This window comes from Thermoanaerobacterium aotearoense (assembly GCF_009905255.1).
Lineage (GTDB): Bacteria > Bacillota > Thermoanaerobacteria > Thermoanaerobacterales > Thermoanaerobacteraceae > Thermoanaerobacterium > Thermoanaerobacterium aotearoense.
Map to the genome: position 1 here is coordinate 1,611,048 of NZ_CP047602.1, position 11,574 is coordinate 1,622,621.

The following is an 11,574-nucleotide window of genomic DNA, read 5'->3' on the forward strand; positions in this document are numbered from 1 at the left end:
TAATCATCCTTTCATTTTATATTAATATTAAGTAATTTGTCTTTAGAAGAACATCTGCAGATGCTCCTATAGCAGCAGCATCTTCGTTTAGCTTTGTATATATGATTTTTGCATCAAATGGAACCATTTTCTCAACAAGCTTTTTTATACTATCTACTATATCGATGCCTAAGTTTATCACATCGCCTGCTATTACTATTAGCTCCGGATTTAATATGCTAATAATGTTGGCAAAACCCATGCTTAAATTTTCTATAAATTCTTCAAAAGCTTTGATGCAAATTTCATCTTTTGTCAAATATCCATTAACAAAATCTTCTATCGTATCAAATTTTCCATTCGACATATTCTTTAATGTGGAGACAAGACCTAAAAGCGATGCTTTGCTTTCAAAGTACCCGTAATCTTCATAGAAATACTTTTTGCCTAAAGCATCTCTGCCTATAGCCATGTAGCCAACTTCCCCTGCTGAATATTTGTGTCCCCTTACTAATTTGCCGTTAATGTATATTCCAGAACCAATGCCATTTCCTATCGTCACGAGCACAAAATTGTTGACATCTTTGCATGAACCAATCCATCTTTCACCCAATGCTGCGTAATTAACGCTGTTGTCTATAAATATGTCATAGTCAAACGTTTCTTTCAACTTAGAAAGAAGGTTAAAGTCAACCCATGAAAGTCCTGGTGCGTACACTGTTCCTTTTTCTATATTTGTTATACCAGGAGCTCCAACTCCTATTCCTGCAATATCATCTCGATGTTCTAATAATTCCTTAATGATTTTGACTGTGTTTAGGAAAGCTTTTTCTTTTATTCCTGTAGGTCTTTTTATCTTTTTTATTATTTTTCCTTCCAAATTTGTAAGCACTCCAATTGTATTCGTCGATTCTATATCGATGCCTATTGAAAATTTCGCATTCGGGTTAAATGTAAGCTCAATAGGTTTTCTGCCTGCAGACGCGGTATTTCCAAATCCCTCCTCACTTACAAGTCCTTCCTTTATCAATTCATCTACTATTCCAGATACAGTAGATTTGCTCATATTAAGGATTTTTGAGATTTTCACGCGAGAGATTGGCTGCATTTTTTTAATGACATCCAAAACATTTGCCGTGTTTATATTTTTGATAAGATAATTGGTGCCCTTTCGATACTGCGTCAATCTATCACCTCCCAAATTAGTTCTTAGTCCGAACTAAATATCTTTAAAAAATTAGTTCGAGCTTCGAACTTTTATCTAATATTATTATACCATCAATAATGTGCTTTTGTAAATAATTTTTACATACGATTTAGGAGGAATTTCTAAATTTTTGTAGAATATATGTTTTATAATTATGCAAGCTAAAAGACAAAAGATGTAAATATGACTATGGATAAAAAATGAATTTTATAATAAAAACCCTATTAATAGCAATATTAATATTTGCTTTGACTTTTACAGCAGGTTGTTCAAAAAATAGCTCAAATGATCATGAAGAAAAAAGCTGGGCATTTTCTAAAATTATCATTTTAAATGGCGAGACTTATGTTGGTACATCTGATGATGTCACTTCTATTGACAAGAAAATTGGTACTATTAAATACTTTTCAACTGGCGAGACAAATATAAATGATACATTTTTTTTAATTATTATAAAGTTGGCACTAATTTATACTCTATTCCAAATGTTAGCACAAAAGATGCAATTGCAGTAGAAATATCAAAAATCAATATATTAAAGCAATTAACAAGCGTTTAATCCATTAAAAATTTGAAAGGAGATTGAAAAAATTGCATGTTCGTAAGCTATATATCGTTATTAGTGTATTTATAATGTTATGTATTTTAATTTTTTTAGTAATATCTGACGTGACTTCTGAAACAAATATGGTCATATCAAAAGTAAAATCTGGACTTAATGCTGGATTGAATGACTTTTTGCTTAATGCACCTCGTACCAAGGTAAATGCTAATGGAAGTTATGGTAATGATTATATACAAAATGAAAATAACCAATCGTTTTATTATGTGCCAAATGGAAATAACCAATCACTATGGATAATAGTATATAAAGATCTTTTGATAAACTTAAATCAAGATGAAAGTTTTCCTTTATGCAAGGTTACCAGTGTAGTTTTAGATTCAGATTTAGATACTGTTTTAGATGCTACAGCAACTATTAATTTTCAAATTCTATTGGGATTTTCTAAAACTATTTATGTTCATCAAGAAATCAGACCTCTACCTCATTTTAAGCATATGACTGGTATGGATAAATATTAAAATAATTTTAGACTAAATGGTCTGGAAAGGAGTATTTATGACAATCAAATATAAAAATTTATGGATTTTTATATTTATTGGCTTGATTGCATTATTGCTGGTTTCGTCTATCTCTAATCTTCTATTATATTTAAAATCGGTAAATATAAACAATTACCTTTCAAGGAGAGTTTTTGAAGATACCTCTGGTTTCGCATCATCAGTCTTAAAAACTGATCAAATATTAAATGATTCTTTGCATAGTAAACAAATTACAGTCGGTAATGCTAACATTCTGGGAAATGAATTTTTAAATCAGAGCAATGATATTTTTGATTTGGTAGATATATATGTACATAATGCAATGGAAGAAATACCTATGGGTAACATTATATCTTACATTCCAGAGGAATTTTCATTGTACATAAGCCGAATATTGAATAGACCTCCTCAATCATTTGACATTTATGCATACAACAAAGACGAAATTATTAAATTAAATAAAGAACAATTGGCTAAGTTTACTAAGATGAAAGACATAAATGATAAATTAGTGGAAATTGTAAAAAAAGATGTGAAGGGACTAAAAACATATGGGATAGAAAACAATGCTGATTTTACTCCTTCGAATGCTATTAAAAATCCGTTGTGGAAAAGACTAATTAACGATATAGTAGACTGCAAGAATAAAATCCATTGGTCTCCCGGCTTCATATTGAATTAATAATTTAAAGTTGTATAATAATTCTAAAGTTAGAATGTTTCAATGAGGTGTTATTTATGAAAGACAATGAGCCGAATAAAAAAAATGAATTTGAGAAGGAATTAGATGACCTAAAAGAATGGGAGGAAAATCAGTACAACCCTGGCTATTATATTGGAACAGGAAAGATTCCTGAACCAATAAAAGGAGTTGGCAAATATCCTTTTATACAAATAATTATTGGTTTTATAATACTGATTCCCATGATAATCGCCATAATCGATGAGACAGATGTGCTAAATATAATAGCATTTATAATACCAGCTATAATTGGTATTTCCCTCATTTACGGAGGCATAATAAAATTAATAAACATGAAAAAAATTAGAAAAGGAAACAAATTGCATTGACATAATTTTTTGACTTATTATATAATGGAGTAGATGTCTTCTAAAAATATTATATAATCTATCTATGTAAGGGGGAGTAGTTCACATATATAAATATGTGGCAAAGTCAACATGCTGGTTTTAACCTGGCTTTGCCTTAAAGAATGAGACCTTTACGTAATATGTTCACATATTATGTAATAGGTTTTATTTTTTTGGCATACTAATTACAAGGAGGCAGATTTGATGAATGCTTTAATATCGTCTTTTATTCTCGTTTTTGCATCTGAAATGGGCGACAAGTCACAGTTTATGGCTATGGCATTTGCCACATTTATAAAAGCCAGAACTGTTTTAATAAGCATATTAGTGGCTGCCCTTTTAAATATGGGTATTGCGGTTTTGTTCGGCTCATTTATCACAGAGTACATACCGATAAAATACGTGAAGCTGTTGGCTGCCATATCTTTTTTAATTTTTGGGTTGATAACATTAAAAAATGGCCATGAAGGGCATGAAAAAATCAGAAAATCCAAATACGGTCCAGTTTTCACCATAATAAGTACATATTTTATTTCAGAATTTGGAGATAAGACGCAGCTTTCGACATTAGCACTTACTGCCACATACAAAAATCCTGTATTTGTTTTATTAGGCGCTACTGCGGGAATTTTCATAGCCGATGTCATTGGAATCGTATTGGGAGTTTATTTAGGCAAGAAATTGCCAACAAAGCTTTTGCACTACATATCAGCGTTCATTTTTATAATATTTGGTTTTATCACTTTGTACGAAGCAAAAACTCTATAGAAAGCAAAATGGATACCTTTCGGTATCCATTTTGCTCCTCTTAGCCTCTCATTAACGATCATTTTTATCTTGCATAAGAAAATACCATATTGCCTACTTTTAATGCAACCGGCAATGACCAAAGCCACTGATTGGTATTGCTGTTGTCAAAGTAATAAAGTGCGCCGTTTGTAGGATCTACACCATTTAAGGCATCTCTCGCAGCACTTATTGAGTCTGGCGTGGCAGGTACATTTATCCAGCCGTTTTCAACAGGCGTAAATTGATAGTAACCATTGCTATCGACTTGATATATTACGCCTTGTATTGTGTTAGGAAATATACCGCTTTTTACCCTATTTACTATCACGGCACCGACAGCAACTTTAGCCTGATATGGTTCACCACCAGCTTCCGCATTTATAAGCCTTGATAGAAGATCCAAATCGGCATTTGTGTATGAAATAACACCTCTTTGGACTGAACCTCTGTTTGCAGTTACATCGCTTCTTATACTTGAAGAAGTTGATGGTGTACCAGACGTAGACGTTGGTATGACAAAAACTTGCCCCGGATAAATCATATCACCTGTTAAACCATTTACATTTTTTAAAGCATCTACAGTAATACCATATTTTGTGGCAATTAAGTATAAACTATCGCCTTTTTGGACTGTATATGTGTTGTCACTGCCAGGTACAACTAATACCTGTCCGGGATATATTACTGTATCACTGAGATTGTTAAGCTTCATTATTTGATTGTATGTTGTACCATAATTTAAGCCTATCTTGTATAGGCTATCACCAGGTTTTACAGTATACGTTGCCGCAAATGCCGTCTGAGAAAATAAAAGAGCCGCTGCTAATGAAGCAATGAGAGGCTTTACCTTAATACATTTTTTTAACATAAAAATCCCCCTTTTGCCTCCGAGGTTAGTTGACGGGTTCGGGCAAAGGGCCGCCCTACCACCTAAGTGGATTCACCCCAAAGAAAAATCCCCCGTACCCCTTTTCGGGGATTCGGCATATTTTACTTTAATTATAAGGGGAATGCTTGTATATGTCCATATTAAACTGATGGGAATATAGGTAATTAGTGGCATTCACTGTAACCGCAAAATGGGCAGTAAATACATCCGCTTTCAGGAACTAACTGTGCACCACAATCAGGGCATGTATATTCTTTAGAAGAACTTTTTACCTCCATCTGCTGATTTTTCGTCGCTTCTTTTTGTAACATTTTATACCCTCCAATATATAGTGATTTTATAAATATATTATACCATATATTGTGGAGTATGTCACTAAAAATAAAATAACAATCCCATCCGTCAAACTTTTGGGATCGTTATTTTAAATTCAGATCCTTCATTTAATTTGCTTCTTACTTCAATACTTCCACCATGCAGCTCAACAATAAGCTTTGCAATAGACAGTCCTAAACCCATTCCACCAGTTTCTTTGCTCCTTGCTTTGTCAACCCTATAAAATCTATCAAATATATAAGGAATCTCTTCTTCAGGTATTCCGATTCCGTCGTCTTTAATTATTACGGCTACATTTTTATCTACTTCTTCTGCAAAAATTTTTATATTGCCGTCAATATCTGTGTATTTTAATGCATTATCAAGAATTATTCTTAGAAGCTCCTTTATAAGGTTTCTATCTGCATTCACTTCCAAAGTTTTATCGCAAAAAATCTCAATGTTCTTTTCATTAAAAATCACTTTAGCATCCCTGACTATTTCCGCAATCAATTCATAAACGTTAAATAATTTCTTGTTTACATTAAGCGTCTTGTTATCTCCTCTTGCCAGCATTAAAAGCCTTTCAATCAATATCTCCATTTCTTGCTCTTCTTTTTTTAAAGCACCTATAGACTCTTCCAGTACATCTTTGTTATCCTTCCCCCACCTGTCTATAAGCTCTATATATCCTTTCAAGACAGATAAAGGTGTCCTAAGCTCATGAGACACATTTGATATAAATGCATTCTGCCTTTTAAAATAGTCTTCCAGCCTGTCCAGCATGTCATTAAATGTAGCAGCAAGCTTAGACAGTTCATCATTATTTCCATTAACGCTCAATCTTTTATTTAATTTTTTCTCGTCGATTGCATGAACTTCTCTAACCATATAATCAACAGGTCTTAATGCTCTACCTGTTATAAAATACCCTGCAAAAAAAGACACCAATACTCCAATGACATCAGAAACAGCCATCATCACAAACAAAAGCTTTAAAAAGAAATACTGATTTTTTAAATCCTCATAAACCTGAATGTAAAAGCCCTTATTCCCATAAATGTACTCTCTGTTTATGTATGCTATATGCGTCTCATCTTTTTCTATTTTTGTAGGTGTATTTATATTTTTATCGTAGGATATATCAATCAAATGCGGTGAAGACACGTACACAATTTTCCCCTGCAAATCCACAATCTTTAAATACATATTTTCACCTATCAACGATCCGAAAAGCAAATCTTTGTCTACACTTGTAATTATTCCATCAACCTCTTTCAGCTTTTCGACTATGACATCTGATTGATTTTGTATATCGTCAAACGCTTGGTATACAAGGTAATATTTGAGGCCGTACAACACAGACGCATTAAGCACTATTAAAATAAATGAAAATATGATAGCATAAAGCAATGCAATTCTCAACTTTATTGATAATTTAAAGCCTTTAATCTTCATCTTTTTCTTTCCTTAAAGAGTATCCTACACCTCTTACCGTCTGTATCAACTTATTATTAAACGGTTCATCAATTTTACTCCTCAAATATCTTATGTACACATCAACTATGTTTGTCTCACCAATATAATTGTAGCCCCATACATTCTCCAATATATTTTCTCTTGTAAGCACTATTTCAGAGTTTATAATCAAATATTTCAAAAGCTCAAACTCTTTTTTCGTCAACTCTACCTTTATTCCATCTCTTTTTACTTCGTATGTAGACAGGTCCATTGTTATGCCATCATATGCCAATTTATTAGCATTTGACTTTGCATTTTTTCTAAGGGCATTTCTTATTCTCGCCATAAGCTCTTCAATCGAAAACGGCTTCGTAAGATAATCATCAGCGCCTATATCAAGCCCTAATACCTTGTCTTTTACCTCATCTTTTGCGCTTAAAATTATTACAGGTGTTGATGATTTTTTTCTCAGTTCTCTCAAGACTGAAAAACCATCCAAACCTGGAAGCATCAAATCTAAGATTATCAAATCGTAATCTCCATCTAAAGCCTTTCTTAAACCACTATTGCCGCTATATTCTAATGTCACACTATAACCTTCATGTTCAAGCTCTATCTGTAAAAATCTCGCAATTCTTTTCTCATCTTCAATTATGAGTATGCTTTCTTCCATTAAAATCACCAATTTTTATTATAGCACATTAAGTACGCTATAAAAATCAGGAAATGAAATATTCACACATTCAGCATTTTTTATCTTTGTACTTCCATCAGCTTTTAGGGCAGCTATGCTTAATGACATTGCAACTCTATGATCGTTGTAGCTGTCAACCGTAGCACCAAACAGCTTTTCTTTCCCACCAATTACCATACCATCGCTTGTAGCTTCTATGTCAGCACCCATTTTTCTCAATTGGCTTACCATGGTGTCTATGCGATTGCTTTCTTTTACTTTTAGTTCTTCAGCATCTTTTATAACTGTAGTACCATCAGCGTAAGCTGCCGCTACCGCAATAACCGGTATCTCATCGATCAACCTCGGTATAATCTCACCACCAATCTCAACTCCCTTTAGATGTGAAGATTTTACTACTATGTCCGCTACAGGCTCATTGTTTACGACTTTCGCATCTATTATTTCAATATTGCCACCCATTTTATTCAACACATCTATTATTCCTGTTCGCGTGTTGTTTATATTTACATTTTTTATCAACACTTCTGAATTAGGTAATATGCTGGCTGCTACCATAAAATAAGCAGCAGAAGATATGTCACCAGGAACCAAGATTTCGCACCCATGCAGTTTTTCCACAGGACGGCATATCACCTTATTGTCATAAGATTCAAAATTTCCGCCAAAGTAATTAAGCATAAGCTCGCTGTGGTTTCTGGACAAATACGGTTCCTCGATTATCGTAACGTCCTGTGCATACAAACTTGCCAGCATTATGCAAGATTTTACTTGAGCACTGGCAACTTCTGTTTTGTAGCTAATTCCATTAAGTGTACTACCTTTTATGGTAAGAGGAGCATAGTTGTCATAAGCCGCTGTTATTTCCGCCCCCATCATTGATAATGGCTTTATTATCCGCTTCATAGGCCTTTTTCTTAAAGACTCATCACCAGTTATAGTAGATGTAAATTTCTGACCGGCTAAAATGCCTGATAAAAGGCGCATCGTTGTACCAGAATTTCCAGCATCTAAAATATCAAGGCTTTCATTCAGATACATGCCTTTTCCTCTAACATATACATCATCTTTATCTATTTTTATGTCTACACCTAACTTTCTCATGCAATTTATCGTCGAAAAGCAATCTTCACTCTTTAAGAAACCTTTCACAACAGTATCGCCAGTGGCAATAGAGCCAAACATTATGGCTCTATGGGATATGGATTTATCTCCAGGAACATTCACTACACCTTTTAGATGGCTTTTTTTAGAAATTTCTACATCCATAAAAACATTCATTCCTTTCCAAAGTCAAGAAGCTATGCTTTTTCTGATTTCTCTGGCTGAATCAAAAAATTCACACAGTGATTTTATATCGTCACAATCAAGGCTAAATAAAAATTCGTTTAAAAGATTTTCATAATCCATTATCAGCTTTTTTATCACGTCTTTATTATTCAAAATAATATCCTTCCACATCTCAGTCTGGGACATTGATATTCTCGTAGAATCTTTAAAGCCACCGGCAGCGAATTTTATAGCATCTGCGTCTTCTCTATATGCAAAATTAGTCAATGCTGCCGATAAGATATGCGGTACATGGCTCACAATACCTACTATCTTATCATGTGAATAGCTGTCTACAAGTATAGGATTAGCACCAATTTTTTTAATGATTTCATCGACAAAAATCTCTACCACATTGTCTGGTGTTTTTTCGTCGGGAATTATAAAATAATTGCTTCCAAAAAAGAGTTCAGAACTACTTGAGGAAAATCCACACTTTTCAGAGCCTGCCATAGGATGACCGCCTATAAAGAATTTATCTTTCGGCAATATACCCTTTACCGCATCCATTATCGTTTTTTTTGTGCTTCCAACATCAGTTATCACACAGCCGTCCTTTAAATGAGGAAGCATTTCTTCTATGCAATTTATGACTGCACCAACAGGAGTGCACACAAACACAACATCAGCATCTATTTTCATGTCAAGCTTTTTTAAACCATCATCAATTATTCCTTCCATTAAAGCTTCCTCTATATAATCATCTTTAACGTCTATGCCTATTATGCCTAAATTCGTATATTTTCTTATGGCTTTGGCCAGAGAACCTCCTATAAGACCCAATCCTATGATAGCCACTTTTTTGATCATTTAAAATCACGTCCTATAGCAGTTGCTACATTAGATATTTCTTCTGCCAAAACTCTAAATTCGTCTGGCGTCAATGACTGGGCACCGTCTGATAAAGCATTTTTAGGATCGGGATGAACTTCAATTATGAGGCCATCTGCTCCGGCAGCTATTGCAGCTTTAGCCATCGGATTTACTAAAAAAGATTTTCCTGTCCCATGGCTCGGATCGACTATTATTGGCAAGTGACTCAGTCTTTTTACAACAGGCACCGCACTTAAATCAAGGGTATTTCTTGTGTACTGCTCAAATGTCCTTATTCCTCTCTCGCAAAGTATCACATTCTTGTTACCTTCGCTTAAAATGTATTCAGCAGCATTAAGCCACTCTTCTATTGTGGCTGCGATGCCTCTCTTTAAAAGAACAGGCATGTTGGACCGGCCAACTTCTTTAAGCAGCGAAAAGTTTTGCATGTTTCTTGCGCCAATTTGCAATACATCCGCATATTTAGCTACAATTTCTATGGAATAAACGTCCATAACCTCCGTGACAATTTTTAAACCCGTATACTTTTTAGCTTCATACAGCATTTCAAGTCCTTCTTTTTCAAGTCCTTGGAAAGAATATGGAGACGTGCGAGGCTTGTATGCTCCACCTCGTAAAAATTTAGCTCCAAACTTCTTAACCGCTTCTGCACTTTCAAAAAGCTGTTCTTTGCTTTCAACAGCACAAGGGCCAGCCATTATGACCACACTTTTACCGCCAACTTGGACGCCGTCTACATCTACAATCGTCGATACGGGATTAAATGTACGACTTGCAAGTTTGTATGACTCAACTATAGGTATGACTTTCTCCACACCTTCCATAAGCTCAACATTTTTATCTTTAAGCTTTTTCTTGTCTCCTATCACACCTATTACTACTCGTTCTTCTCCTTTAGAAATGTGGGGTTTTAAATCAAGAGATAATAAAAGATTTGATACATCAGAGATTTGTTTTTCTGTAGCACTTGGCTTCATAACAATTACCATTTAAAAATCCTCCATTCTACCGTTTTACATGTATTTAGGATATGAACCTAATACTTTTAAAAACTCCGTTTTACCCATTAACACACCTAATATTTTATTAATGCGATTATCGCATCTATGACCTTCAATGTCAACCCAAAACACGTATTCGCCCATCTTCTTTCTAGAAGGCCTTGATTCTATCTTGGTCATATTTACATTTTCTCTGGCAAAGACCTCTAATATCTTATAGAGGCTGCCTGGCTCATTTGGAACAGAAAATATTATGGATGTCTTGTCATACCCGGTGTATTCACAATCATTCGAGGCAAGAACGATAAACCTCGTAAAATTGTTTTTCACATCTTGTATATCCCTGTCGATTATTTGTGCACCGTAAATCTCTGCAGCCCTGGCATTGCCTATAGCTGCAGCATGGGCTTTATTCTTTATTTCAGATACGGCTTTTGCCGTGCTATCTGCAGTTATGATTTCAGCGTTAGGCAAATTTCTCCTGATATAATCTCTGCACTGAGCAAGTGCTTGTGGATGAGAGATTATAACCTTTATTTCGTCAAAGTCCAAACTTTTGTCAGCGATAAGACAATGAGATATGGGAATGACTACCTCACCTTTTATTTTAAGACCATCGGCATCGTTTATAAGCATATCCAATGTTACATTTACAGTGCCTTCTATAGAGTTTTCTATCGGAACTAATCCCTCATCATCTTTATTAATGCTCAACATTGTAATAATGTCTGGAATTGTCTTTAACTCTTTAATGCAGTATCCTCGTTTTTGATTAATATAAAAGATAAGAGCCTGTTCAGAAAATGTGCCCTTCGGTCCAAGGTAATAAATGTTCATGCCACACCCCCTTTAACTATTTTCTTGATATTTTAATACTTTG

Annotated in this window: 14 protein-coding genes and 1 riboswitch; of the genes, 5 read left to right on the top strand and 9 right to left on the bottom strand. The window is 34.2% G+C overall.

The window, feature by feature from the left end:
* Positions 1-16: 16 nt before the first annotated feature.
* On the bottom strand, positions 17-1,165 hold the full coding sequence (locus GSH73_RS08155; RefSeq protein WP_014758502.1) for an ROK family transcriptional regulator: 1,149 nt from the start codon (positions 1,163-1,165) through the stop codon (positions 17-19).
* A gap of 221 nt (positions 1,166-1,386) precedes the next feature.
* On the opposite strand from GSH73_RS08155, the gene GSH73_RS08160 reads away from it, so the two are divergent.
* The 5 genes from GSH73_RS08160 (at position 1,387) to GSH73_RS08180 (ending at position 4,150) form a co-directional block, all read left to right on the top strand.
* On the top strand, positions 1,387-1,701 hold the full coding sequence (locus GSH73_RS08160) for a hypothetical protein (protein ID WP_014758501.1): 315 nt from the start codon (positions 1,387-1,389) through the stop codon (positions 1,699-1,701).
* Between the two features lie 67 nt (positions 1,702-1,768).
* On the top strand, positions 1,769-2,269 hold the full coding sequence (locus GSH73_RS08165) for a hypothetical protein (RefSeq protein ID WP_160175247.1): 501 nt from the start codon (positions 1,769-1,771) through the stop codon (positions 2,267-2,269).
* 37 nt (positions 2,270-2,306) lie between these two features.
* Positions 2,307-2,972, top strand: a complete 666-nt coding sequence (locus GSH73_RS08170) for a hypothetical protein (protein ID WP_014758499.1) — start codon at positions 2,307-2,309, stop codon at positions 2,970-2,972.
* A gap of 56 nt (positions 2,973-3,028) precedes the next feature.
* Positions 3,029-3,361, top strand: a complete 333-nt coding sequence (locus GSH73_RS08175; RefSeq protein WP_014758498.1) for a hypothetical protein — start codon at positions 3,029-3,031, stop codon at positions 3,359-3,361.
* Positions 3,362-3,586: 225 nt separating this feature from the next.
* Positions 3,587-4,150 carry a TMEM165/GDT1 family protein gene (locus tag GSH73_RS08180; RefSeq protein ID WP_014758497.1) on the top strand — a complete coding sequence of 188 codons (564 nt, stop codon included), beginning with the start codon at positions 3,587-3,589 and terminating at the stop codon, positions 4,148-4,150.
* 64 nt (positions 4,151-4,214) lie between these two features.
* Here the strand turns inward: GSH73_RS08180 and GSH73_RS08185 are convergent, their stop codons facing one another.
* From GSH73_RS08185 to pheA, 8 genes are all read right to left on the bottom strand, one after another.
* Positions 4,215-5,039 (bottom strand): cell wall hydrolase, encoded by an 825-nt coding sequence (locus tag GSH73_RS08185; RefSeq protein ID WP_014758496.1) that lies wholly within the window; start codon positions 5,037-5,039, stop codon positions 4,215-4,217.
* A riboswitch (cyclic di-AMP (ydaO/yuaA leader) is annotated at positions 5,039-5,167 on the bottom strand. Its footprint overlaps the gene before it by 1 nt.
* 57 nt (positions 5,168-5,224) lie before the next feature.
* Positions 5,225-5,371 carry a hypothetical protein gene (locus GSH73_RS13460; protein ID WP_014758495.1) on the bottom strand — a complete coding sequence of 49 codons (147 nt, stop codon included), beginning with the start codon at positions 5,369-5,371 and terminating at the stop codon, positions 5,225-5,227.
* 91 nt (positions 5,372-5,462) lie between these two features.
* A complete protein-coding gene (locus tag GSH73_RS08190) occupies positions 5,463-6,833 on the bottom strand; it encodes a sensor histidine kinase (protein WP_014758494.1) in 1,371 nt (456 codons plus the stop codon).
* Positions 6,823-7,509 carry a response regulator transcription factor gene (locus GSH73_RS08195; protein WP_014758493.1) on the bottom strand — a complete coding sequence of 229 codons (687 nt, stop codon included), beginning with the start codon at positions 7,507-7,509 and terminating at the stop codon, positions 6,823-6,825. The genes GSH73_RS08190 and GSH73_RS08195 overlap by 11 nt, the downstream gene beginning before the upstream one ends.
* Positions 7,510-7,527: 18 nt before the next feature.
* Entirely contained in the window at positions 7,528-8,799 is a 1,272-nt protein-coding gene (aroA, locus tag GSH73_RS08200; protein WP_014758492.1) for a 3-phosphoshikimate 1-carboxyvinyltransferase, read from the bottom strand.
* A gap of 24 nt (positions 8,800-8,823) precedes the next feature.
* Positions 8,824-9,669, bottom strand: a complete 846-nt coding sequence (locus tag GSH73_RS08205) for a prephenate dehydrogenase (RefSeq protein WP_014758491.1) — start codon at positions 9,667-9,669, stop codon at positions 8,824-8,826.
* On the bottom strand, positions 9,666-10,682 hold the full coding sequence (gene aroF, locus GSH73_RS08210; RefSeq protein WP_014758490.1) for a 3-deoxy-7-phosphoheptulonate synthase: 1,017 nt from the start codon (positions 10,680-10,682) through the stop codon (positions 9,666-9,668). The genes GSH73_RS08205 and aroF overlap by 4 nt, the downstream gene beginning before the upstream one ends.
* A 24-nt stretch (positions 10,683-10,706) precedes the next feature.
* A complete protein-coding gene (gene pheA, locus GSH73_RS08215) occupies positions 10,707-11,531 on the bottom strand; it encodes a prephenate dehydratase (protein WP_014758489.1) in 825 nt (274 codons plus the stop codon).
* Positions 11,532-11,574 lie beyond the last annotated feature (43 nt).

Coding starts and splice junctions, on each gene's coding strand:
- GSH73_RS08170 (WP_014758499.1), top strand. CDS start 2,307: ATGACAATCAAATATAAAAATTTATGGATTTTTATATTTATTGGCTTG.
- GSH73_RS08205 (WP_014758491.1), bottom strand. CDS start 9,669: ATGATCAAAAAAGTGGCTATCATAGGATTGGGTCTTATAGGAGGTTCT.
- GSH73_RS08175 (WP_014758498.1), top strand. CDS start 3,029: ATGAAAGACAATGAGCCGAATAAAAAAAATGAATTTGAGAAGGAATTA.
- aroF (WP_014758490.1), bottom strand. CDS start 10,682: ATGGTAATTGTTATGAAGCCAAGTGCTACAGAAAAACAAATCTCTGAT.
- GSH73_RS08190 (WP_014758494.1), bottom strand. CDS start 6,833: ATGAAGATTAAAGGCTTTAAATTATCAATAAAGTTGAGAATTGCATTG.
- GSH73_RS13460 (WP_014758495.1), bottom strand. CDS start 5,371: ATGTTACAAAAAGAAGCGACGAAAAATCAGCAGATGGAGGTAAAAAGT.
- GSH73_RS08180 (WP_014758497.1), top strand. CDS start 3,587: ATGAATGCTTTAATATCGTCTTTTATTCTCGTTTTTGCATCTGAAATG.
- pheA (WP_014758489.1), bottom strand. CDS start 11,531: ATGAACATTTATTACCTTGGACCGAAGGGCACATTTTCTGAACAGGCT.
- GSH73_RS08185 (WP_014758496.1), bottom strand. CDS start 5,039: ATGTTAAAAAAATGTATTAAGGTAAAGCCTCTCATTGCTTCATTAGCA.
- GSH73_RS08160 (WP_014758501.1), top strand. CDS start 1,387: ATGAATTTTATAATAAAAACCCTATTAATAGCAATATTAATATTTGCT.
- aroA (WP_014758492.1), bottom strand. CDS start 8,799: ATGGATGTAGAAATTTCTAAAAAAAGCCATCTAAAAGGTGTAGTGAAT.
- GSH73_RS08195 (WP_014758493.1), bottom strand. CDS start 7,509: ATGGAAGAAAGCATACTCATAATTGAAGATGAGAAAAGAATTGCGAGA.